This is a genomic window from Actinocorallia aurea (assembly GCF_054783995.1).
In genome coordinates this window covers 655,866-679,211 of record NZ_BAAGPQ010000012.1, presented here as the reverse complement: position 1 = coordinate 679,211, position 23,346 = coordinate 655,866, and the positions used below count along the sequence as shown (strand labels likewise).

The following is a 23,346-nucleotide window of genomic DNA, read 5'->3' as shown; positions in this document are numbered from 1 at the left end:
AGTTCACCTCCATTTGGATGTCGGTTGGCATCTATCCTACTCTTCGGGTTAGATGCTAGTCGTAATCTAAAGAGGGCGCCGGTGGGCGGCGCCCACGACGCAGGGAGCGGGCATGGAACTGAAGGACGCGGTCGCGGTGGTCACGGGCGCGAACCGGGGGCTCGGCCGGGAGCTGGCCGCGCAGCTCCTCGAGCGCGGGGCGAAGGTGTACGCGGCGGCCCGCCGCCCCGAGACGATCGACCTGCCGGGCGCCGTCGCCCTGCGGCTGGACGTGACCGACCCCGCCTCGATCCGCGAGGCTGCCCTCATCGCCTCCGACGCGACGCTGCTGGTGAACAACGCGGGGATCTCCACCGGCGCGGCCCTGATCTCCGGCGGCCTGGAGAAGGTGCGCCTGGAGATGGAGACCAACTTCTTCGGCCCGCTCAACGTGACCCGGGCCTTCGCTCCCGTCATCGAGGGCAACGGCGGCGGGGCCGTCCTCAACGTCCTGTCGGTCCTGTCCTGGCTGCACCCCGGCGCCCTCGGCTCCTACGCCGCCGCCAAGGCCGCCGGGTGGGCGCTGACCAACGCCGCCCGGGAGGAGCTGGCGCCCCGCGGCATCGCCGTTTCGGCACTGCACGTCGGCTACATGGACACCGACATGGCCGCGGAGGTCCCCGCCGACCAGAAGACCTCCCCCGCCGCCGTCGCCGCGCAGGCCCTGGACGGCATCGAGGCAGGGCTGCCGGAGATCCTCGCCGACGAGATCACCCGCCTGGTCAAGCAGAGCCTGGGCGCCCCGCCGAACGTCGGCTGAGACCGCTCCGCGATCTCCTCCCATCGATCTTCCGAGGCAAGGAATCCTGATGCGTTATACGACTTTCGGGCGCCGGACCGGGCTGCGCGTGTCCGAGTACGCGCTCGGCACCGCGAACTTCGGCACCGGCTGGGGCGCGGGCGCCGAGCCGGACGAGGCACGCCGAATCTTCGACCGGTTCGCCGAAGCCGGCGGCACCTTCCTGGACACCGCGGACGTCTACCAGGTGGGAGAGTCCGAGCAGCTGACGGGCGAGTTCGTCTCCGCCGACCGGGACCACTTCGTCCTGGGCACCAAGTTCTCCCTCGGCGCGTCCCCGCATCCGGACGTGTCCAGGACGGGCAACAGCCGCAAGAACATGGTCGCCTCGGTGGAGGCCAGCCTGAAGCGGCTGGGCACCGACCACATCGACCTGCTGTGGGTGCACTTCCCCGATCAGCTCACCCCGATCGAGGAGATCCTGCGCGGCCTGGACGATCTGACGGCCTCCGGCAAGATCCACCACGCCGCCCTGTCGAACTTCCCCGCCTGGCGCGTCGCACGGGCGGTGACCCTCGCGGACCTGAAGGACTGGGCCCCCCTGGTGGGCGTTCAGGTCGAGTACAGCCTGGTGGAGCGGACCGCCGACCGCGAGCTGCTCCCGATGGCCGAGAGCCTGGGACTCGGGGCCGCCCTGTGGTCCCCGCTCGGCGGCGGGCTGCTCACCGGAAAGTACCGGAGCAGCGCCGAAGGGCGGCTGAGCGACCTGGGCGCGGTCATCCACACCGAGGACACCGGCCAGAAGACCGCCGTCGTCGACACCGTCCTGGCCGTCGCCCAGGAGACCGGGGCGACGCCCGCCCAGGTGTCGATCGCCTGGCTGCGCGAGCGCGCCGCCCGCTCGGCGACCGCCCTCGTCCCGATCATCGGCCCCCGCAACCTCGCCCAGCTCGACGGCTATCTCGACGCCCTGGACGTCGCCCTGGCTCCTGAGCAGTTCGATCGCCTGTCCGAGGTCAGCCGGGTGCCCCTCGGCATCCCGCACGAGGGGATCGGCTTCACCCTCAACGGCATCCAGGGAGGCGCCGCCGACCGCTTCGCCACCCCGGCCCCGCCGGTGGCCTGACACCCCGGAGAACGGGCGCCACCGGGCGCACCGCACGAAGTCCTGCCCCTGGGCTGCTCCGGGGGCGGGCACGGATCCCGCACCCACCACGGGGCGGGAAGGAGACGATGATGAAGGCCTTCGTGATCGACCGGTACGGCGACAAGGACGGGGTCCACGCCGCCGAGATGCCCGACCCCCAGGTGGGAGCGGGCGACATCCTGGTCCGGGTCCGCGCGGCGAGCGTCAACCCGCTGGACCTCAGGCTCCGCGATGGGGACTTCAAGGCCTTCCTGCCGTACCGGCTCCCGCTCGTCCTGGGCAACGACCTGGCGGGCGAGGTCGTCCAGGTGGGATCGGCCGTCACCCGCTTCGCGGTGGGGGACGAGGTGTACGCCCGGCCCGGCACCGACCGTATCGGTGCTTTCGCCGAGCTCATCGCCGTCCACCAGGACGACGCCGCGCCCAAGCCCGCGTCGCTCACGATGCAGGAGGCCGCCTCGCTTCCCCTGGTGGCCCTGACCGCGTGGCAGGCGCTCGTGGAGCGGGCACAGGTGCGGCCAGGCCAGAAGGTCCTGATCCACGCCGGCGCCGGCGGCGTCGGACACGTCGCGATCCAGCTCGCGAGGCATCTGGGCGCGCACGTGGCCACCACCGTCAGCACTGGCAAGGTCGACCTGGCGAGGCGACTCGGCGCCGACGTCGTCGTCGACTACACCCGCCAGGACTTCGAGACGGTCCTGCACGGCTACGACGTCGTCCTGGACACCCTCGGCGGCGAGAATCTCGACAAGTCCCTGCGGGTGCTCAAGCCAGGCGGGAAGGCCATCGGCATCGCGGGCCCTCCCGACGCGGCCTTCGCCCGCGAACTCGGCCTGGGCCCCGTGCTGCGCGCGGTGATGAGCGCGCTGAGCTTCACCACCCGGCGCCGCGCCGAGCGCCGCGGCGTGACCTACTCGTTCCTGTTCGTCAAGGCCGGCGGGGAGCAGCTGCGCGCGCTCACGCCCCTCATCGACGACGGCACGATCCGCCCCGTCCTCGACCGCGTCTTCCCGTTCGAGGAAACGCCGCAGGCCATCGAGCACGTCGAGAAAGGCCGCGCGAAGGCAGGCAAGGTCATCGTCTCGATGACGTGAGCCCACGCCCTCACCGAACGCAAGGCGACGAGCTTCCCGGCCTGCGGGAAGATCCCGCGCCTGCCCGTGTCCTGCCGCACTTCGCGGCGAGCCACCATTCACCATCCACGAATTGAGGAGTCACCCATGTCCAACGTCCTGTGGACCCCCACCGCCGCCGGAGCGATCTCCCTGCCGCACCGGCTGGCCATGGGCCCCATGACCCGCAGCCGGGCCACACCCGACGGCGTGCCGACCGGGTTGAGCACCGAGTACTACGCCCAGCGCGCCTCGCTCGCGCTCATCATCACGGAGGGCACCCAGCCTTCCGCCGACGGCCAGGGCTACCCGGCGACCCCCGGTATCCACACCGAGGAGCACATCGCGGGCTGGCGCAAGGTCACCGACGCCGTCCACGCGGCCGGTGGGCGCATCGTCATCCAGCTGATGCACACCGGGCGCATCGCCCACCCCGACAACACCCCCCACCACCGGCAGCCGGTCGCACCGTCCGCGATCAGGCCCGAAGGCGCCATCTTCACCGCCGCGGGCCCCCGCGAGATGCCGGTGCCGCGGGAGCTGTCCACCCAGGAGGTCGCCGCGACCGTCGAGGACTTCCGGCACGCCGCCGCGGCGGCCGTCGCGGCCGGCGCCGACGGCGTCGAGATCCACGCAGCCAACGGCTACCTGGTCAACCAGTTCCTCTTCCCCGCCGCCAACCAGCGCACCGACCGCTACGGCGGCTCCCTGGACAACCGCATCCGCTTCGCCGTGGAAGTCGCCACCGCCGTCGCCGACGAGATCGGCGCCGACCGCACCGGCATCCGCCTGTCGCCCGGCAACCCCTTCCAGCTCAACGGCCTCACCGAGAGCGACCCCCACGAGCTCTACCCCCACCTCCTGCGCGCCCTCGCCTCCCTCGACCTGGCCTACCTCCACCTCGCCCACGGCCGCGACGACGAACTCCTGGCCACCCTGCGCGACCTGTGGCCGACCGCACTGATCCTCAACCGGGCCGGCACCGACATCGCCACCCGCACCAAGGACATCGACAACGGCCTCGCCGACATCATCAGCGTCGGCACCATGGCCCTGGCCAACCCCGACCTCCCCCACCGCATCCGCACCGGCGCACCCCTCAACACCCCCGACCCCGCCACCTTCTACGGCGGCGGCGAAGCCGGCTACACCGATTACCCCACCAACGCCGCCTGACCTCAGCACACACGACACCCGAAGCTCCCCTGAACGGACCTGAGGAACACCGCCACCACGCCCGCGAGGAGGATCGGAAAGGATTATGGCGGTAGAGGGCTGAGGCTATGTCGGTTCGGTGACGAGCGGGTCAGGTCGGCTGGTCCGCGGCGCGGGCCTCGGTGATGGTCTTGTGGACGACGCCGATGGAGACCTTCACGCCGGCGGCGATGGTGCGGATGGATTCGCCGCGCCGGTGGCGGTCGAGGATCGCGGCGCGCTTGTCATCGTCGACCACAGGGCGGCGCCCGCCGACCTTGCCCTGACGCCTAGCGGCCTCCAGACCGTTGAGGGTCTTCTTCACGATGTCGCGCCGCCGGTCCTCGGCGAGGGCGAGCGCGAGGTCGAGGAGGAAGGACCGCTCCGTGTGCTCCCCGGCGGCGATGCCCTCTAGCACCTTCACGCCGATGCCCTGCTGAAACAGGTCGTTCAACACGATGAGTCCTTCCAGGAGGTTGCGTCCGAGCCGGTCGACCTCCTGGACGCAGAGCATGTCGCCCTCACGGACGTAGGACAGGGCGACCAGGAGGTCGGGCCGGTCGGCGGTCGCGAGCTTCCCGCTGGTCTTCTCCTCGAACACCTTCCAACAGATCGGGGTGAGGGCGTCGTGCTGCCGCCGGGTCTTCTGCTTGTCGGTGCTGACCCGGACCAAACCGATGAGCGCCACCCGACGGCCTCCCGTTCATCAAACGTCTCGTGCGGGGAATCCGAACGGTAGCAGGATCCGACGAAGATGAACGGGAAAATGAACGCCCGAACCGGACGCCGCACACCGCCGCCAGGGTTCGGCGGGGAAAGGTGTTCGTGTTCATCAAACGACCGTTAAACGAACACCCCGCCCCGCCCGCCCCCTCCGGACAACCACCCCACCGCGACCTGCACCGATCCCGCCCCCAGCGACGTCGGAACGAAAAGTCACGCTAACGAGCCCAACGCCGCCCGCTTAGCGGGACTTTTCGTTCCGACGTTCGTCAAGCCCCGTCTCCCTGAGATTTGCCGGTTCGGCAAGGGAGTTTGCCTGCTTCGGCGCGGGTCGCGCACAGTGGGGGCATGCGGACACACGACTTGAACGATCATTTCGACACCCTCGGCGCGGCCTATGACGTGGTCGTCGTCGGCGGGGGAGCGGCGGGACTCAGCGCCGGGCTGATGCTCGGACGGGCACGGCGGTCCGTCGCCGTCATCGACGGCGGGGCCCCGCGCAACGCGCCGGCCGGGGCGGTGCACGGGCTGTTCGCGCGCGAGGGGACGGCTCCGGCGGAGCTGCTGGCGCGGGGGAGGGGCGAGGTGCGGTCCTACGGGGGGCACGTCGTCTCCGGGGAGGTCACCGAGGTCGGCGGGGTGTCGGGGCACTTCGCCGTGGCGCTCGCCGACGGGCGGCGCGTCGCGGCCCGGCGGATCCTTGCCGCCACCGGACTGACCGACGAGCTGCCCGATTTGCCCGGTTTGCGGGAGCAGTGGGGGAGAGGGGTCGTGCACTGCCCCTACTGCCACGGATGGGAGATCCGCGACGAGCCCATCGGCGTCCTGGCCGTCGGGCCCATGGCCGTCCACCAGGCGCTGCTTTTCCGGCAGTGGAGCGACGACGTCACCCTGTTCACCCACACCGCGGCGCCCCCGAACACCGAGCAGGCCGAAGAACTCACCGCGCGCGGCATCGCGATCATCGCCGGCGAGGTCGCCGCGCTGGAATCCGAGGACGGCGTCCTCACGGGAGTCCGCCTCGCCGACGGGACCTTCGTCAAGCGCGCGGTCGTCGCCGTGGGAGCGCCGATGCGCGCCCGCGCCGCCTTCCTCGCGCCGCTCGGCCTCACCCCGCAGCCGCACCCCAGCGGCATGGGCGAGCAGATCCCCGCCGACCCGACCGGCCGCACCGCGGTCCCCGGCGTCTTCGTCGCGGGCAACGTGTCCGATCTGTCGGCGCAGGTCGGGGGAGCGGCAGCGGCCGGCGCACTGGCCGCTGCCCACCTCAACGCCGACCTCATCACCGAGGAGACCGCCCAGGCCGTCGCCGCCCTGCGCGCCCGCGCCTGAACCGCGGCGCCGGTTCCCCCAACCGGCGCCCGGAACTCCCCTAAGGTGGCGCGATGCCCCACAACCTCGACGAGATCGACTGGACCGCCTACGAGGGCGCCTACGGGGACGCCTCGGAGGTCCACGACATCCTGACCGCGCTGGCGTCGGACGACATCGACCAGGTGGACGAAGGACTCGACGGGTTCTTCTCCTCGGTCTGGCACCAGGGGACCGTGTACTCGGCGACGGTCGTGGCGGTCCCCCACGTCGTCGCCCTGGCCGCCGACCCCCGCGCGCACCGGCGGCCGGTGCTGCTCCGGGTCCTCGGCATGCTCTGCGACCCCGCCCAGAGCGACGGGGCGCACCAGCCCGCCGTCGCCGCCGCGGTCGCCCGGCACGGCGCCGAACTGGCGGCCCTCCTGGACGACCCCGACACCGAAGTCCGCGAGCAGGCCGCCTACGCCGCCGCCTGGTGCGGACCCGGCACCCGCGATGCGCTCCTGCACCGCTGGGCCGCCGAACCCGATCCCGCGGTCCGCGCCTCCCTGCTCCTGGGCCTGGCCCTGCACGGCCCCGGAGCGCCCGCCGACCTGCTGCGCGCCGCGTTCGACGGGCCCTTCCCCCTGCCGCTCGCCGCCGCCCTCGCCGTCCAGCGCTCCGGCTCCGGCCTTGCCCGCGAGCACACCACTGCCGTCGCCGCGGCACTCGCCGCCGACACCCCGTGGGAGAACCCCTGGTCCGAGGACCCGGTCTCGGAACTGCTCGAAGGCATCGATCCCGACACCGCCGAGCACCTGACCGGCCTGATGGCCACCGGACCGGCCGCCGGACGCGTCAACGCCGCGCACGGCATGGGCGACCGGTTCCGGCACAGCAGATCCGCGCCCGCCGCGCTGCTCCCCCGCCTGCGCGCCCTCCTGGAGGACCCCGACCCGGCCGTCGTCTCCGCCGCCGTCCACGCGGCGGCCCACGCCGGGCCGCCCGCCGCCGGAGTCGCCGACGTCCTCGCCCGCATCGCCGCACAGGGCGAAAGCCGTGAGTCCGACATCGCCCTCGGCATCCTGATCCGCCTGGACGACCCGCGCTGGCAGGCCCCCGTCCTCGCCGCATGGTCGGCCGGCACAGACCCCGGCCCCGCCCGGCTCCTCACCGACCACGTCCCGGCCGCCACCCCGGAGCTCATCGACGCGGCCCGTCGCCGCCTCGCCGAGCAACTGGCCGAGGGACTGGACGGCAACCCCGTGATCACCCTCGTCGGACTGCTCGGCGCCTGGGGCGCCGCCGAAGCCGTACCGGACATCGCCTCCGCGCTGAACGCCGCACCCTGGGCCGCCGCGGCGGCGCTCGGCGCGTTCGGCCCGGCCGCGCACGCCGCCGTCCCCGCCCTGCGGAGGGCGGCCGAGGAGCAGCCCGAAGCCGCGGTCCGCATGGCGCACGCGATCTGGCGGATCACCGGCGACACCGGCCCCCTCGTCACGGCCGGCGTGTCGCTCGCCGCGCGCGCCCGGGTCTCCTGGGAGCTGGAACTGCTCGCCGACGCCGAAGGCGACGCCGCGCCGCTCGTCCCCGCCCTGTCACGGCACCTCACCGGGGCCGCCGCCCCGATCTTCCCCGACCGGGACGACCAGATCGCCGCCGCCCGCGTCGTCTGGCGGGTCGGCGGCGACCTCGGCCCCGTCCTCACGACCGTCGAGGCGGTGCTGCGCTCCGGCGACGTCCCGGCCCGCTCGGCCGCCCGCCTGGCCTGCGACCTCGCCCCCGACCACGGCGCGGACCTCGTCCCGGCGCTGCGCGACGCTTTGGACGACCCCTGGGCCCGCGTCCAAGCCGCCCGCGCCCTGTGGCGGCACGGCGCGCACCCCGCCGACCTCACCGAACCGCTGCTCGCCGCCCTCGCCGACCCGCGCGGCGGCGGCGACCCCATCGCCGCCCTCGTCGAGATGCGCGCGACCGACGCCGTCCCCGCCCTGCGCGCACTCGCCGACAGCGACGCCCGCCTGCCCGCCACCGGCTTCCACGACGAGACCGTCTGGCAGGACGACCGCACCCGCGCCCACCTGCACGCCGCCATCACCACCCTCACCTGAACCAGCCGAGGATCGGGACGGGAGCCGGCGGTAGCGGGCCGGTCGGCAGCGCCGACCGGATTTCCGCGGTCTGGATCCCGGCGGCGCTGCGGACAGGGCGTGCGGTCAGCGCGCGCTCGTGCGGAGGCGTACGGGCCGGGATGTCGGCCGGGCAGGGGGCTCGCCGACCCGGAGGTCGCGGAGGACACCGGTCTGCGGCGGGCATGCAGCCGCTGGGTTCCTGTTCGGCGACGTGACCGGCGTCGGGCGCCTCCACCATGGTGGCGCGTCTCATGCGGAACGGCGAGGCCGCTTCGTCAGTCGGCGAGGTTCCAGGAGGCCAGCAGTGCGCGCAGGGCGCGGCGCTCGGGGGCGTGGGAGCGGGGGCGCAGGCCGGCCGGGTGGGCGTCGTGGTCGAAGGGCTCGTCGTCGGGGAGGGAGGCCAGCCGGGCGCGGACCGCGGCCAGGAGGGCCGGGTCGTGCGGCACCGCGCGGGCGGCGAGGGCCGCGCCCAGATCGGGGTCGGCGGATCCGTCCGTCAGGTGGGCGATGGCCAGGGGGCGCCAGCGGGGGTCGGCCAGGGCGGCGAGGACGGGGACGGCGGCGCTCTCCCCCGAGGCGGCGAGGGCGTCGGCGGTCCCGGACGCGGCAGGGCCCGCGAGGGCGAGGGCGCGGACGGCGGCGGACCTGTTGTCCGGGTCGGCGAGGGCGCGGCCGAGCACGTCGGCGAGGCGTTCGCGGTGCGGGGAGGGCAGGCGGGCGGGGCCGTCCGCGTACAGGGCGGCGTGCGCGGCGGACAGGGCCGCCCGCCGGACGGGCGGGGACGACGAGGCGAGCACCGCGCCGACGACGTCCGGGACCACCGGCGGCGGCACGTTCTCGACCAGGTCCTCGACCGGGTCCCAGCCCCACGGGTAGCCCAGGTTGACCGGGACGTCGTCGATCCCGGGACGCTCCAGCCACGGATCGGCGGCGGCGAAGCAGTCCCGCACCGCCGCGACGGCCGCCGCGCCCGGCCAGCCAAGCCCCGGCCGCCTGCCGCCGCGATCCCGGCCGACGCCCGCCGCCGCGAGCGCGGCAGCGCCCCGGACCGTCGCCCGGCCGTCGCCCAGCGCCGTCCCGACCAGCTCCCCGCCCCGCGCCAGGGCGGCCTCGGCGATGACGATGTTTCCGGCGGCCACCGGATCGTCCTCGATGGCGAAGCGGGCGCGCAGCGCCGCGACGGAATCGGCCGCCCTCGCCGGGCACTTGGCGAGCGCGTAGGCGGCGATACCGCGCACGAGCGCGTCCGGATCCGCGAGCAGCGGCACGATCCGGTCGGCGAGGCAGGTCACCGCCGCGCGGACCTCCGCGAGCTCCGGCACCTCCGGATCCACGATGTCGGCCATGTCGCCCAGCAGCCACAGCACGCCCGCCGTCACCTCGCCCCCGTCGAGGAACCCGGCAAGGAACGGGACGGACGGCGCCGTCGCCGAGCACACCGACCCCTGGTGCAGGATCGTGGCGCGCAGCTCCGCGAGCGCTCCCCACGCCTCGTCCCCTCCCGCGGCGACATCGCGGAGCAGGCCGGGCACTTCCCCTGCTGGCCCGTAGGCGCCTTCCAGTCCTTCCCATGCGATGTCGTCGAGTCCGTCCAGCACTGCGGGGCTCCTAGGGGGTCTAGTGGCGCAGCCGGACGCGGCAGGCCAGGTGCAGGGAGAAGGAGGTGTCGGGGTCGGCGAGGTCGGGCAGGCCGAGCTGCTCGGTGATCCGCCGGATCCGGTAGTTGACGGCGTTGGGGTGCAGGTTGAGGACGGCGGCGGCGCCCTTGAGGGAGCCGCGGGCGTCCAGGTAGGCCGCCAGGGTGGCGATGGCCTCGGCGGCGCGGGGCGGGCCGAGCGCGTCGAGGGGGGCGAGGAGGTCGTCGACGACCTTGCGGGACAGCGGCGAGCCGGCGATCCCCGCCAGGACCCGGTTGATGCCCGTCGCGTCGAAGATCCGCAGGTCGGCGCCGCCGCGCGCGGCGAGCGCGGCGGCGGCCCGCGCCTCGGCCGACGACTGCCGCAGCCCGTCCACGCCTCGCTGGGCGGTGCCGACGCCGAAGCGCACCCGCAGCCCCGGGTGGTCGGCGCACGCCTCCCGCAGGGCGGCGACCGCGCGCCGCGCCGCGGCCTCCCCCAGCCCGGTGCGGCCGGTGGCGACGAGTGCGACGTCCTCGGCGACCCGGGCGAGGTTCCAGGCGCGGCCGAGGTCGTGGGCGTGCAGGGTGAGCGTCTCGAACAGGCGGCGGCGCTCGGCCAGGCCCGCCGCGTCGTCGCCGCCTTCCACGACCAGCCACAGGACGGTGTGGAGTTCGTCGACGGCGAAGCCGAGGGCGCGGGCCCGGTCGGCGAGCTGCCCGGCCTGGGCGCGCTCGGCCGACAGGAGCGAGGCCAGAACGTCCGAGCGGGTCTGGCCCGGCGCGATGGCCCGGTCGAGCTCCGCGCCCCTGATCCTGCCGACGGCCGCGGCCAGCGCGGGAAGGACGAGGCGGACGGCGTCGTCGGGCGGCCCGGAGACGGCGCCGTGCCTTCGGCCGTTCACCCATACCGGCTCGCCTTCGCCGTCCTCGCCTTCGCGGTCCTGGGTGATCGTGCGGCGCAGCGCCCCGGACACGTCGGCCAGGAGCCGCTCGACGGGTCCGGGATGGTCGGCGACGATCCGCAGGGCGTGCTGGGCGCGGCCGAGCGCGTCGGCGGCGCCGCCCCGGATGACGTGGTCGAGCTGCACGACGACGTCGGCGACGTCCCATCCGGCCGGGACGGCCAGGACCGCGAGCCCGGCCCGCTCGGCCAGCCGCGCCGCGGTGATCGGCAGGGTCTCGACGCCGCCGACGAGCACCAGGGCCGCCAGATGCCGTTCGGCGGCGGTGCGGACGCCGATGTCGAGCTGGTAGCCGGCCGTGCGCGCCCACGGCTGGGCGGTGACGACGGCCAGGGCCCCGGCGGGCGCGCGTTCCAGATGGTCGAGGGTCTCCACCGCGGTGACGGCGGTGAGGGCGATGCCGTCCGACGGTCCGGCCAGCAGCGTGAACGGGATCGGGGACCCGGCCAGATCGCTGATATGCGGCATGACAGGCATTGTGCCACCAACACAAAGATCATCAGAATTTAGGGGTACCCGGTCTAAACCGCAGGTCAACGCCCCAATAACCTCATGTACATGCAAAGGAACGTCACGCTCGACGACCTCCCCGCCCTCGCCCGCGGCTGCGCGGTCCTGGGCACCGGAGGAGGCGGCCAGGCCGACACCGGCCTGCTCGCCGCGGCACGCGCCCTGGAGGAATACGGCCCCGTCCCCCTCGTGGACCTCGCCGACATCCCCGACGACGGGCTGATCCTGCCGCTGTCGGCCATCGGCGCCCCCACCGTCGCCCACGAGATGCTCATGAGCGGCGAAGAGCCCGTCCTGCTCCGCGACGAGGTCGAGCGGCTCCTCGGCCGACCCGTCACCGCGGTCATGGCCTCGGAGATCGGCGGCTCCAACGGCGTCGGCCCCGTCGGCTGGGCCGCCCGCCTCGGCGTCCCCCTCATCGACGCCGACGGCATGGGCCGCGCCTTCCCCGAAGTCCAGATGGTCTCCATGTACGTCGCCGGCCTGCCCGCCGACCTCGTCGTCCTCGCCGACGTCCAGGGCAACGTTGTCACCGTCCGGCCCGTCGACGGCCTGTGGTCGGAGAAGATCGCCCGCGCCGTCTGCGTCGCCTGCGGCGCCTCCGCCCTCATGGCCGACTACGTCCTCACCGGCGCGCAGGCCCGCGGCGCCGTCATCGAGGGCACCGTCAGCCAGGCCATCGCCATCGGCCGCGCCGTCGAAGGCGCCGCCGACCCCGTCACCGCCCTGCGCGACGTCCTCGACGCCCGCGTCCTGCTCACCGGCAAGCTCATCGACGTCGACCGCCGCACCGGCGGCGGCTTCGTCCGCGGCAGCCTCGTCGTGGAGGGCACCGGCGACGACCGGGGCCGCCTCCTGCGCGTGGAGATCCAGAACGAGAACCTCGTCGCCCTCGAAAGCGGCAGGGTCCTGGCCTCCGTGCCCGACCTCATCACCGTCGTCGACGCCCAGACCGGCGACGCCATCTCCACCGAGTCCCTGCGCTACGGCCAGCGCGTCTCCGTCCTCGCCTGGGCCTGCCACCCGCTGTGGCGCACCCTACGCGGCCTCGACACCGCCGGGCCCCGCGCCTTCGGCTACGACCTCGACTACGTGCCAGTGGAGGACCTCCATGCCTGAACCACAGTCCCCGTCCCCGGCCCTGTCTTCCTCCCCTTCGGGGGACCTGCGGATCGGCATCGACGTCGGCGGCACCAACACCGACGCCGTCGTCCTCGACGCCGCCCACCGGGTCCTGGCCCGCACCAAGCAGCCGACCAGCGCAGACGTCACCGGCGGCCTCCAAGCCGCCCTGCACCACGTGCTCGACGCCCTCGGCGACGACGCCGCCCGCGTCGGCCGGGTCATGCTCGGCACCACCCACGCCACCAACGCCATCCTGGAGCGACGGGGCCTCGGCAAGGTCGCCGCGATCCGCCTCGGCGGGCCCGCCACCACCTCCGTGCCGCCGCTCCAGTCCTGGCCGCGCGACCTCGCCGCAGCAGTCACCGCGGGCTCGGTCATCCTGCCCGGCGGCCACTACGTCGACGGCACCCCGCTGTCCCCCCTCGACACCGACGGCCTGCGCCGCTTCCTCGCCTCCATCGCAGGCAGCGCCGACGCCGTCGCCCTGTCCGGCGTGTTCTCCCCGGCCTCCGCCGACCAGGAACTGGCCGCCGCCGAGATCGTCCGCGCCGAACTCGGCGCGCTGCCGGTGTCGATGAGCCACGAGATCGGCTCGCTCGGCCTGCTGGAGCGCGAGAACGCCACGATCCTCAACGCCGCCCTCTACCGCGTCATCGGCGGGGTGCGCGACGGCCTCGCCGCCACCCTCACCGGGCGCGGCCTCGACGTCGTCACCTACTTCGCGCAGAACGACGGCACCCTCATGGCCGTCGACTACGCCGCCGAATACCCCGTGCTCACCATCGGCTCCGGCCCCGCCAACTCCATCCGCGGCGCGGCGTTCCTGTCCGGGCTGAAGGACGCGCTCGTCGCCGACGTCGGCGGCACCTCCACCGACTTCGGCGTCCTGTCCGGCGGGTTCCCGCGCGAGTCGTCGGCCGGCGTCGAGATCGGCGGGGTCCGCACCAACTTCCGGATGCCCGACATCCTCGCCCTCGCCCTCGGCGGCGGCACCGTCGTGGGCCCGAACTCCGAGGTGGGCCCCCGCTCGGTCGGCTACCGCATCACCGAGGAGGCCTACGTCTTCGGCGGATCCACCCCGACCCTCACCGACGCCGGATCCCTCGCCGGACGCGGCACCCTGCCCTCCGGCGCCGTCCCGCAGACCGTCCACGCCTCCCTGCTCGCCGCGCTCGGCACCGCCGACGCGATGCTCGCCGACGCCGTCGACCGGATGACGCTCGGCCGCGGCGACCGGCCCCTGGTCGTCGTCGGCGGCGGCGCGTTCCTCATCCCCGACGTCCTGCCGGGCGTCAGCGAGGTCATCCGGCCCGACCACGGCGACGTCGCCAACGCCGTCGGCGCTGCCATCGCCCTCGTCTCCGGCTCCATCGAGACGATCATCCCGGCCGGCGACGGCCGCCGCGCCGCCGTCGAGGAGGCGAGCGACGCCGCCCGCCGCCGCGCCGTCCAGGCCGGCGCCGACCCTTCGGCCGTCGAGATCGTCGAGGTCGCCGAAGTACCGCTGTCCTACCTGCCCGAGCCCGCCCTGCGCCTGCAGGTGAAGGCCGCGGGCCCCCTCGGCACCCTCTAGACCCGCCCTCCCACCCCGCCTACCGTCCCCACACCTAGGAGACCCCAGTGACCTCCCGGTTCCTCACCGCCCTGGCGGGCGCGGGCCTGGCTTTGACCCTCGCCGCGTGCGGCGGAGGCGAGACCAAGACCCCGGCAGCCGCGTCCGGGCCGTTCGTCTACAGCTTCAACCTCGACATCGTCACCGAGTGGGACCCCGCGACCTCGTACTCCAACGAGATCATCGCGATGCAGAACATGTACGAGTCCCTCACCCGCTACAACGCCGAGACCCAGAAGGTCGAACCGCTCCTCGCGACCGACTGGAAGTCCTCGGACGACGGCAAGAAGTGGACCTTCACCCTGCGCGACGGCGTCGAGTTCCACACCGGCAACCCCCTGACGGCCCAGGCCGCCAAGGAGTCACTGGAGCGCACCATCGCCAAGGCGGGCGGCGCCGCCTACATCTGGGACTCCGTCAAGAAGATCAGCGCCCCCGACGACAAGACCCTCGTCTTCGACCTCAAGTACGCCGCCCCTCTCGACCTCATCTCCGCCGCCGACTACGGCGCCTACATCTACGACCCGTCCGCGAAGGACGCCTGGTACGGCGAAGGCAACGACTCCGGCACCGGCCCGTTCACCGCCGGCGAGTGGAACAAGGGCGCCGAGACCGAGCTGACCCTCGACAAGGTCGACGGCTACTGGGGCGGCTGGGAAGGCGCCCACTACACCTCGGTGGAGTTCCGGGTCACCCCGCAGGTCACCACCGCGTGGCAGCAGCTCCAGACCGGCGACGTCGACTTCGTGCAGCGGCTCAACCCGCAGCTGTTCGAGCAGGCCGAGAGCACCCCCGGCATCGAGACGAGCCAGACGCCGTCGTTCCAGAACCTGCTCGCCCTGTTCAACACCGCCTCCGGGCCGCTCGCCGACGTGCAGCTGCGCAAGGCCGTCCAGGCCGCGATCGACTATGACGGCCTCGTCGCCGCTCTCAAGGGCTCCGTCACCGCCGCGTCCGGCATCGTCCCGGAGGGCCTCACCGGCTACGCCTCAGGCCTGGAAGGAAAGCAGGACCTCACCGAGGCGACCCGGCTGCTGAACCAGGCGGGCTACGGGCCCGGCAAGAAGAAGCTCACCCTGTCCCTCACCTACGCCCAGGGCGACGACGACCAGCAGACCTTCGTCACCCTGCTGTCCTCGGCCCTCAAGGGACTGAACGTCGAACTCGACGCCAAGCCCATGCAGTGGGACGCCCAGTGGTCCCGGGCCAAGGCCGAGGGCCAGCGCCAGGACATCTTCGTCATGTACTGGTACCCCGACTACCCCGACGCCTACAGCTGGTTCGCCAACGTGCTGCACTCGGCCGACCCGGTGAGCTTCAACCTCACCTACCTCGAGGACGCCGAGATCGACACCGCGATCGACGCGCTGCCCGAGCAGAGCGCCACCGACCGCGAAGGAGCCCAGACCGCCTTCACCGACCTGCAGAACCGGCTCCTCGGCGACCTCGCCGTCGCCGCGCCCCTGTTCGTCCAGCAGTACCAGCGCGCCTACACCGACGACGTCACCGGCTACACCGACAACCCCGCCTACCCCAACGTCGTGTTCGTGCACGACGTGAAGCCGGGCGCATGACCAGGTTCCTGCTCCGCCGCCTCGGCCAGGCCGCGCTGGTCGTGGCCGGGGTGGTGGTGCTCTCCTTCGCCGTCATGCGGCTCGTGCCCGGCGACCCTGCCGTCACCTACGCCGGACCGCGCGCCTCGCCGGCCCAACTGGCGCAGGTCCGCGCCGACCTCGGCCTCGACGAGCCGCTCCCGGCCCAGCTGTGGACCTACGTCAAGGGACTGGCGAGCGGCGACTGGGGGACCAGCCTGCACACCCGCCAGCCCGTCCTGGACGACATCGGCCGGGTGTTCCCCGCGTCCCTGGAACTCGTCGGCACCGCGATGATCCTCGCGGTGCTCGCCGGGATCCCCCTCGGGATCCTCGCCGCCCGCCACCGGGGCCTGCCCGCCGACACCGGCGTGCGGCTCACCGGAATGCTCGCGGTGTCCGTCCCGGTGTTCCTCCTGGCGATCGCCGCCCAGCAGGTCTTCGCCACCCGCCTCGGCTGGCTGCCCGTCGCCGGCGAATACGACCAGGCGCTCGACACCACGAGCCCGCTGTCGGTCTACACCGGGATCACCGCCCTCGACGCGCTGATCACCGGGAACTGGGCGGTGCTCGGCTCGACCGTGCGCCACCTGGTGCTGCCCGCCCTGTGCATGGCCGCCTACCCGACCGGCGTCATCGCGCAGATGACGCGCGCCGCGCTCACCGAGGAGGCCGCGCAGGACCACGCCAGGCTGGAACGCTCGCTCGGGTTCTCCCGCCTGCAGGTCCTCACCCGGTTCTCGCTGCGGCCCGCGATCAGCCCCGTCCTGGCGATGATCGCGCTGGTGTTCGCGTTCTCCCTCGTCAACGCGTTCCTCGTCGAGTCGGTGTTCACCTGGCCGGGCCTCGGCCGGTACGCCGCCGACGCCATCCGCTCCTCCGACGCGCCCGCCATCGCCGGCGTCACCGTCGCGGTCGCCCTCACCTACGTGCTGGTGAACCTGCTCGTCGACGTCGTCCAGGCGCTCCTCGACCCGAGGGTGAGGCTCCGATGACCACCATCACCGCCCGGCCGCGGCGCGCCCGGCTGCGCGAGGCCGTCCGCCGCGACAGGCTCGCCGCCTGCGGCGCGATCATCCTCGCGCTCATCGTGCTCGCCGCCCTGGCCGCGCCGCTCATCGCCCCCTACCCCGACGACGGGACGTGGGCGACCCACCCGACCGAATCCCTCCTGGGTCCGTCGGGCGAGCACTGGTTCGGCACCGACACCGTCGGCCGCGACGTCCTCACCCGCGTCCTGTACGGGGCGCGGACCTCCCTCACGATCGCCGTCGCCGTCCTGGCCGTCTCCGCGGTCGTCGGGATCGCCCTCGGCGTCGTCGCCGGATATGCCGGCGGCCGGATCCACGACGTGATCATGCGGATCACCGACGTGTTCCTCGCCTTCCCCGCCCTGCTGCTGTCGGTCGCGCTCGCCGCGGTCCTGTCGCCCGGCATGGGCGGCGCGATCCTCGCGATCTCGGTGTCGTGGTGGCCCTGGTACGCGCGGATGGCGGCGGTCACCGCCTCGTCGCTGCGCACCCGCGGGTTCGTCGACGCCGCCCGCTGCCTCGGCACGTCCCCGGTCCGGATCGTCGCCCGGCACATCCTGCCGAACTCCCTCACGCCCGTCTCGGTGCAGCTGTCCCTGGACGCGGGCGGCGTCATCCTCACCGCCGCGGCCCTGTCGTTCCTCGGCCTCGGCGTGCGGGAGCCGACCGCCGAATGGGGGCTGATGGTCCAGCAGGGACAGAGCCTGCTCACCACCGACTGGTGGGTCGTGGTGTTCCCCGGCGCGGCGATCGTGCTCACCGCGTTCTGCTTCAACGTGCTCGGCGAAGGGCTGCGCGCGGCGTTCGACCCCCGCAGGGAGCTGACCCGATGAGCCTCCTTTCCATCCGGGACCTGGAGGTGCGCGCCGCCGGGCGGCGCATCGCGTCCCTGCCGAGCCTCGACGTGTCCGCCGGGCAGTGCGCCGCGCTCGTCGGCGAATCCGGCTCGGGCAAGACGACCGCGCTGCGGGCCATGCTCGGACTCACCGACGACCTGGAGACCACCGGCAGCGTCCTGGTCGACGGCCACCAGATCACCGGCGCGTCCGAGAAGACCCTGGCGGGGCTGCGCGGCTCGTCGGTCGCGCTCATCGGGCAGAGCCCGCAGGCCTCCCTCAACCCCACGATGCGGCTCGGCACCCTCATGCGGCGGGCCCTGGCCCGGCACGGGACCAAGGGCGAGGCCGCCAAGGAGCGGGCCGCCTCCGCGATGGGCGCGGTCCGCCTGGACGAGGCGCTGCTCAAGCGCTACCCGCACCAGGTGTCCGGAGGGCAGGCGCAGCGGTTCGCGATCGCCCTCGCCGTCGCGCTCGGCGCCAAGGCGATCCTCGCCGACGAGCCCACCAGCGCGCTGGACACCACCGTGCAGAAAGCGGTCCTCGACCTCCTGGCGCGGCTGCGCGAGGAACGCGGCCTCGCCGTCGTCCTGGTCTCCCACGACCTTGCCGTGGTGTCGGGCTGCGCCGACCACGTCACCGTCATGCGGGCGGGTGAGGTCGTCGAAGCCGGAGCCGCCCGCGACGTCCTCACCGCCCCGAAGTCCGACTACACCCGCGACCTGCTGGCCGCGGTCCCCGTCCTGCGCAGGTGACGCCCATGCTCAGCACCCACGACCTCACCATCGCCTACGGCCGCACGACGGCCGTCGACCGCGTCTCGTTCACGCTGCCCGACACGCCGACCGGCACCGCCCTCATCGGCGAGTCCGGATCGGGCAAGTCGACCATCGCGCGCGCCCTCCTCGGCCTGGTCAAGCCCGCGTCCGGGGAGGTCCGCCACCGCGGCGAGGACCTGCGACGGCTCGACCGGGAAGGCCGCCGCCGCTACCGCGCCGACGTCCAGCCCGTCTTCCAGGACGGCAGCGAGGCCCTCGACCCGCGCATGCGGGTGCGCCGCGCGCTCGGCGAGGCCCTGCGGCTGCGCCGACCCGACGCACCCGAGGCGACCGTGGAGTCCCTGCTCGCCGACGTCGGCCTCGACGCCGCGATCGCGGAGCGGCGGCCGCACGAGATGTCCGGCGGGCAGCGCCAGCGCGTCGTCATCGCCCGCGCCCTGGCCGTCGCACCCCGCCTCCTCGTCCTGGACGAGCCGACCAGCGCCCTCGACGTCACCGTCCAGAAGGCGGTCCTGGACCTCTTGGCCCGCCTGAAGGACGAGCACGGCCTCAGCCTCCTGCTCATCACCCACGACCTCGCCATCATCGACCACCTCTGCACCGACGTCCACGTCCTGTCCGCCGGCCGCATCGTCGAGTCCGGCCCCGTCACCCAGGTGTTCACCGACCCGGCCGACCCCTACACACGGGCCCTCCTGGACGCGGTCCCGACCCTCTGACCAGGGTGTACCCGGAAATGTCGGCAGGGGGCGGTAGCGTCGGCGTGCCGCCCCGGCCGACGGCCGGGCCCGACGCGCCGGAGGCCCCGATGACCGCACCGCCCAGGACCCCGGAGCAGCGCACGGCCGACACGCTGGACCGGCTGGCGCACGACGTCGACGCCTGGATCGCCACCGCCGGCCCGGACGGCGTCCCCCACCTGGTCCCGCTGTCGTTCCTGTGGGACGGCACGACCCTGCTGATCTCCACGGCGTCCGCCAGCCCCACCGCCCGCAACCTGAGCGCCACCGGCCGGGTCCGCCTCGGCCTCGGCCCGACCCGCGACGTCGTCCTCATTGAAGGCACCGTCGAGACCCTCGGACCGGACGATGTCACCGGCGAACTCGGCGATGCCTTCGCCACCAGAACCGGCTTCGACCCCCGCACCCTCACCGCCCCCTACACCTACTTCCGGATCCGCCCGCACCTCGTCCAGGCATGGCGCGAGGAGAACGAACTCGCCGCCCGCACCCTCATGCGCAACGGCGCCTGGACCACCGCGACGCCACCCCGCGCCTAGACCGGCGGCTCCACGAACGCCCAGGTGAGGCCGCACTGCGCGAGGGCATCGAGAAACGCCACCGGGTCTACGGCCCGTCGTCCGTCGCGCACACGCGCGTCGAGCGTGCAGATGAAGCGCTTTCCCACTCGGCCGTGTCGGATTCGGGGGAGTCGTGTGCCAAACCTCGAAGGGCGTCAGATTCCGGTCAGAGGTGAGGAACGTTCGCGTATTGACCGGACTGTCATGGTTTTTTACGTTCACGTTGGCATCCCCACCCCGACCAAGGAGCCACGCATGAACACCCTCCGCAAGGCAGCCGTCATCGGTGCCGCGTCCGTGGCCGCCGTGGCGCTCGCGGCGCCCGCGTACGCGGCGACGCCCGTCAAGAAGGCGGGCACCACCACCACCTACTCCGGCAACGTCCAGGGCGGCCTGGTCGGCTCGGCGTCGGTGACCACCTCCCTCGGCGGCGGCACCTGCACCAGCTCGACCCTCGGTGGCACCGTCACCTCCGGCGGGGCGCTGACCATCAGCACCGCCAGCTTCGCCAACTGCGGCGACACCACCGTCACCGCGCAGAACCTGCCGTGGACCGGCGGCTCCTTCGACAACACCACGGCCGTCCCCGGCGGCCGCGAAGGCACCGTCACCATCGGCGGGTTCCGTGTCCGCGCCGTCGTCAGCGTCTTCAGCATCACCTGCATCTACGCCGGCACCGTCGTCGCCGACGGCAACAACAACGCCGACCTCGACGTCACCATCAACCAGTCCCTCGCCAAGCAGTCCGGCAGCAGCTTCCTGTGCCCGGGCACCGCCAGCGTCACCGCCGCCTACACCATCCGCGGCGAGACCACCGCGGGCTCCGGCACCTTCAACCAGGCCCTCGCCCTCTGACGAGGTCCGCGGAGCCCCGTTCCACGGCGCGAGGAGCGGGGCTCCCTCCAGGCCGTCATCCGACGGTGAGCGTGAGCACCGTCGCGGCGCCGCCCGTCCCCGGGCCGCCCGCGAACAACTCGACCCGCGCGGTGCCGGGGCCGCGCGCCAGGAACACCGTCCGGCTCGGCGGTCCCTCCGGTGCCAGGATCCGGCCGTCCTCGACCGGGACCCCGACCTGGAACGGCCCCAGCATCTCTACGGCCTCGCCACCGGACACGACCCGCCCGCCGATCGCCCAGCACAGCAGCAGATCACCGGACTGGAGGGCGAGCGGCGCCCCGGCCGCCTGCTCTGGCCGCAACTCGATCACGCGGGGCACGGCGCCCCCCGCACCTCGGGGAAAGCGCCGCCTCCCGCGGCCCCCAGGCGGGTCACACGCCCACCGGAGCGCCGAGCCGCATCAGGCCGGCGTCCATGTTCGGCTCCTTCACGTCCTCGCGCTCCTCCCAGAGCTCGGCCCGCTCGACCGGCACCTGAAGCGAGATCTTCGGATAGATCGACGCGGCGAACGCGAGATCCGTCGCGTTGAGGTCAAGCCCGCCGACGATCGGCTGGCCGTCGACGGTGATCAGGCCGGGCAGTTGGTAGCACATGATCGACGTCTGGTCGACGGGCGTGCCGAACAGCGTCAGCTCGTCCAGCGGAGTGAGGACCTGCTGGTCCACGACCGCAGGCGGCCAGCCGTACTGCTCCTGGAACCACACGTAGGCCTTCTCCCGGTCGATCCGCGCGACGAGCCCGGCCCGCATGTGCTCGTGCGGGAACCCGAGCGTGTGCCCCGCCTCGTGCCTGACGACCCTGCGGAACTCCTGCTCGCTGACCGACATGGTGAACCCTTCGAGGTTCATCGTCTGGGTGTTCTCCGGAATGAGGAGAATGTCGGTGCCCAGATAGGAGTAGTAGCCGCCCGGCCCGCGGGAGATCCGCACGGCGCCGACCCCGTTGGTCCGCGCGAACGACACGCACGACACCTGCGCCCAGGCGTTCAGGTGCGACACGATCCGATCCTGCAGATCCACCGGGGTGCTCTCCAGGAAGCTGACCGGCAGCTGCCGCGCCGACGGCCCCCAGTACTTCTGGATGGTCACCGCGATGTGCTGCGGCACCGGTCCGCCCCCGGCCACCCGGCGTTCGGCCGAGCCCAGCAGCTGGGGAGAGTTCAGCGGACTCACCTTGATGGCGGTCTCCGCCGCCCTTCCGGTGAGCCGGGAGGGCAGCGTCTTCAGCACGCACCCGGCCTCCACCGAGGCGTGCCCGTTCGACAGCGCCCGGCCCTGCGGCTGGACGGCGCCATTGGCACCGGCCGACTCGGCCATCTCGGCGATGGACTTGAGCGCTTCCAGATACTTGTTCTCGTCGGACATTCCCTGACCTCCGATGATGCCCTTCGCCGCCTCGGGACGGCGTGAACGGTGCGGATGTGTCCTGGCGGAGGATTTCAAAGGGTTCAGGAGGGCCTGTCCTGCCTCGTCTCTTACCACCCTGTGTACTCGCGCTCCGAACACCCGCCGGCGCCACCGATTCGGCATTCCTGGGCGGAACTTTCCGCCCCGATGGCGCCCCCACCCGTCGATCTACGATCCCGCCCGCCGACCGTGGCCCCGCCCATGACCCCCCATCGGCAGAGACGACCAGGAACCTTGCCCCCACCCGAACGCGCCCTTCCGTAACCAGCCCCGCGCGGGTACCCTTCCCGCCGACCACACCGCGCCGACCCACCGCCCCAGCACGGAAGGGCACACGACGGTGCAAGGCGTCACGGGACCAGCAGGCCATCCCGTCTACCGTTTCTGGCACGGCCACCTCAGCCTGCTGCTCACCGAACTGCGCCCCTCGCTGGACGCCGAACTGGTGGCGCACGTTCTGTTGTCGCCCCTGGCCAGTGACCCCCTTCTGCAACTCCTGGAGAAAGGAGAGGGAGAACGGCTGGCGGGCACGCTGCGGCTGATGACGACGACCCTGCTGGACGCGTGAACCAACCGACCCGGCCTCGGCCCCCTTCCCGGCGAACGGAGACGCCACGACCCCTCGTTCTAAGCGGCGTGAGAGGAGAGGGAGGCGGTTCCGCGCTCATGCCCGAGCAACGAATGATCGGCAGCGACGGCCGTCTGATCATTTGGCAGGACGGGGAGCTTGAGGTGCTCCAGCAGTTCGACGAACCCTGTGAGCACGGATTCGTCGACATCTGGCACTCCGCACCGACCTGGGTGCACCGAAGCCCCCACGGCCTCATCTACAACACCGTCGAGTTCGACGCACCTCGAAACTGGGACGACCGGCACCTCATCGACGGCGCATCCCCGACCGGGCTGCCGGATGATCCGCCCCGGATCTGCCGACTCCCCGTGAGCTGCCGTGTCGCGGAGCCGCGCCTGGACGAGATCGTGGCCACCACACCGGTGTTCCAGGATTTCGAGGACGGCACGACCGACCGCTGGGCCTTTCCCCTCCACGTCAGCCGGGCGCACAAGGACGAGCAGGGCACCTACCTCGGTCTCTCCCTTTTCCCCGACGGCATTCAGGACTTCTTCCTGTCTTCCGGATGCGGGCTCCTGAAGGCCGACCCGGCCGAGAAGGAACGCCTGCTCAACGACCCCGACGGCGTCCCCGGCCTCCAGCGCCTGTCGGGAGACTGGTTCCGGGCCTGCTACCGCTCAGCGGACTGACCAGATCAGCCGGAGAGCGGGTGCTGTGGCGTGGGGACGCGC

Annotated in this window: 22 protein-coding genes; 17 read left to right on the top strand and 5 right to left on the bottom strand. The window is 73.1% G+C overall.

All coding sequences use genetic code 11. The features are described from left to right. The first annotated feature begins 112 nt into the window (after window positions 1-112). The 4 genes from ACYVOM_RS15685 to ACYVOM_RS15670 all read left to right on the top strand — a co-directional run bounded on the left by ACYVOM_RS15685 (window position 113) and on the right by ACYVOM_RS15670 (window position 4,213). On the top strand, window positions 113-799 hold the full coding sequence (locus ACYVOM_RS15685) for an SDR family oxidoreductase (RefSeq protein WP_460304092.1): 687 nt from the start codon (window positions 113-115) through the stop codon (window positions 797-799). A gap of 49 nt (window positions 800-848) precedes the next feature. Continuing rightward, on the top strand, window positions 849-1,904 hold the full coding sequence (locus ACYVOM_RS15680) for an aldo/keto reductase (RefSeq protein WP_460304091.1): 1,056 nt from the start codon (window positions 849-851) through the stop codon (window positions 1,902-1,904). A 110-nt stretch (window positions 1,905-2,014) separates the two neighbouring features. Beyond that, a complete protein-coding gene (locus ACYVOM_RS15675) occupies window positions 2,015-3,019 on the top strand; it encodes an NADP-dependent oxidoreductase (RefSeq protein WP_460304090.1) in 1,005 nt (334 codons plus the stop codon). Window positions 3,020-3,145: 126 nt separating this feature from the next. After that, a complete protein-coding gene (locus ACYVOM_RS15670) occupies window positions 3,146-4,213 on the top strand; it encodes an alkene reductase (protein WP_460304089.1) in 1,068 nt (355 codons plus the stop codon). 130 nt (window positions 4,214-4,343) lie between these two features. On the opposite strand, the gene ACYVOM_RS15665 is transcribed toward ACYVOM_RS15670, so the two are convergent. After that, complete coding sequence (locus ACYVOM_RS15665) at window positions 4,344-4,919, bottom strand: recombinase family protein (RefSeq protein ID WP_460304088.1); 576 nt, start codon at window positions 4,917-4,919, stop codon at window positions 4,344-4,346. A 398-nt stretch (window positions 4,920-5,317) separates the two neighbouring features. Between ACYVOM_RS15665 and ACYVOM_RS15660 the strand changes: the two genes are divergently transcribed. Then, window positions 5,318-6,286, top strand: coding sequence for an NAD(P)/FAD-dependent oxidoreductase (locus ACYVOM_RS15660; RefSeq protein WP_460304087.1), 969 nt, complete (start codon window positions 5,318-5,320; stop codon window positions 6,284-6,286). Window positions 6,287-6,339: 53 nt separating this feature from the next. Further along, complete coding sequence (locus tag ACYVOM_RS15655) at window positions 6,340-8,355, top strand: hypothetical protein (RefSeq protein WP_460304086.1); 2,016 nt, start codon at window positions 6,340-6,342, stop codon at window positions 8,353-8,355. A 296-nt stretch (window positions 8,356-8,651) separates the two neighbouring features. Here the strand turns inward: ACYVOM_RS15655 and ACYVOM_RS15650 are convergent, their stop codons facing one another. Further along, window positions 8,652-9,974 carry a hypothetical protein gene (locus tag ACYVOM_RS15650; RefSeq protein ID WP_460304085.1) on the bottom strand — a complete coding sequence of 441 codons (1,323 nt, stop codon included), beginning with the start codon at window positions 9,972-9,974 and terminating at the stop codon, window positions 8,652-8,654. A gap of 19 nt (window positions 9,975-9,993) precedes the next feature. After that, window positions 9,994-11,424, bottom strand: coding sequence for a PucR family transcriptional regulator (locus ACYVOM_RS15645; RefSeq protein WP_460304084.1), 1,431 nt, complete (start codon window positions 11,422-11,424; stop codon window positions 9,994-9,996). A gap of 90 nt (window positions 11,425-11,514) precedes the next feature. On the opposite strand from ACYVOM_RS15645, the gene ACYVOM_RS15640 reads away from it, so the two are divergent. From ACYVOM_RS15640 to ACYVOM_RS15600, 9 genes are all read left to right on the top strand, one after another. Continuing rightward, the gene (locus ACYVOM_RS15640; RefSeq protein WP_460304083.1) at window positions 11,515-12,585 is read left to right on the top strand and encodes a DUF917 domain-containing protein; all 1,071 of its coding nucleotides are present in this window, start codon (window positions 11,515-11,517) and stop codon (window positions 12,583-12,585) included. Then, window positions 12,578-14,164 carry a hydantoinase/oxoprolinase N-terminal domain-containing protein gene (locus ACYVOM_RS15635; RefSeq protein WP_460304082.1) on the top strand — a complete coding sequence of 529 codons (1,587 nt, stop codon included), beginning with the start codon at window positions 12,578-12,580 and terminating at the stop codon, window positions 14,162-14,164. Before ACYVOM_RS15640 ends, ACYVOM_RS15635 begins: the two co-directional genes overlap by 8 nt. Before the next feature lie 47 nt (window positions 14,165-14,211). Then, a complete protein-coding gene (locus ACYVOM_RS15630; RefSeq protein ID WP_460304081.1) occupies window positions 14,212-15,777 on the top strand; it encodes an ABC transporter substrate-binding protein in 1,566 nt (521 codons plus the stop codon). Beyond that, the gene (locus tag ACYVOM_RS15625; RefSeq protein ID WP_460304080.1) at window positions 15,774-16,790 is read left to right on the top strand and encodes an ABC transporter permease; all 1,017 of its coding nucleotides are present in this window, start codon (window positions 15,774-15,776) and stop codon (window positions 16,788-16,790) included. Before ACYVOM_RS15630 ends, ACYVOM_RS15625 begins: the two co-directional genes overlap by 4 nt. Then, window positions 16,787-17,659, top strand: a complete 873-nt coding sequence (locus ACYVOM_RS15620; RefSeq protein ID WP_460304079.1) for an ABC transporter permease — start codon at window positions 16,787-16,789, stop codon at window positions 17,657-17,659. Before ACYVOM_RS15625 ends, ACYVOM_RS15620 begins: the two co-directional genes overlap by 4 nt. Then, entirely contained in the window at window positions 17,656-18,417 is a 762-nt protein-coding gene (locus ACYVOM_RS15615; protein ID WP_460304078.1) for an ATP-binding cassette domain-containing protein, read from the top strand. The genes ACYVOM_RS15620 and ACYVOM_RS15615 overlap by 4 nt, the downstream gene beginning before the upstream one ends. Before the next feature lie 5 nt (window positions 18,418-18,422). Next, window positions 18,423-19,160 (top strand): ABC transporter ATP-binding protein, encoded by a 738-nt coding sequence (locus ACYVOM_RS15610; protein ID WP_460304077.1) that lies wholly within the window; start codon window positions 18,423-18,425, stop codon window positions 19,158-19,160. A gap of 89 nt (window positions 19,161-19,249) precedes the next feature. After that, a complete protein-coding gene (locus ACYVOM_RS15605; RefSeq protein WP_460304076.1) occupies window positions 19,250-19,720 on the top strand; it encodes a pyridoxamine 5'-phosphate oxidase family protein in 471 nt (156 codons plus the stop codon). Window positions 19,721-19,996: 276 nt separating this feature from the next. Further along, window positions 19,997-20,596, top strand: a complete 600-nt coding sequence (locus tag ACYVOM_RS15600; protein WP_460304075.1) for a hypothetical protein — start codon at window positions 19,997-19,999, stop codon at window positions 20,594-20,596. A 55-nt stretch (window positions 20,597-20,651) separates the two neighbouring features. On the opposite strand, the gene ACYVOM_RS15595 is transcribed toward ACYVOM_RS15600, so the two are convergent. Both ACYVOM_RS15595 and ACYVOM_RS15590 read right to left on the bottom strand, forming a co-directional pair. Continuing rightward, the gene (locus ACYVOM_RS15595) at window positions 20,652-20,957 is read right to left on the bottom strand and encodes a hypothetical protein (protein WP_460304074.1); all 306 of its coding nucleotides are present in this window, start codon (window positions 20,955-20,957) and stop codon (window positions 20,652-20,654) included. 52 nt (window positions 20,958-21,009) lie between these two features. Beyond that, window positions 21,010-22,002 (bottom strand): M12 family metallopeptidase, encoded by a 993-nt coding sequence (locus tag ACYVOM_RS15590; RefSeq protein WP_460304073.1) that lies wholly within the window; start codon window positions 22,000-22,002, stop codon window positions 21,010-21,012. Between the two features lie 382 nt (window positions 22,003-22,384). Here ACYVOM_RS15590 and ACYVOM_RS15585 point away from each other — a divergent pair, with 382 nt between their 5' ends. Further along, window positions 22,385-22,612: a hypothetical protein gene (locus ACYVOM_RS15585; RefSeq protein ID WP_460304072.1), complete on the top strand. Its 228-nt coding sequence runs from the start codon at window positions 22,385-22,387 to the stop codon at window positions 22,610-22,612. A gap of 98 nt (window positions 22,613-22,710) precedes the next feature. Next, window positions 22,711-23,304, top strand: a complete 594-nt coding sequence (locus ACYVOM_RS15580; protein ID WP_460304071.1) for a hypothetical protein — start codon at window positions 22,711-22,713, stop codon at window positions 23,302-23,304. The last annotated feature ends 42 nt before the right edge of the window (window positions 23,305-23,346 follow it).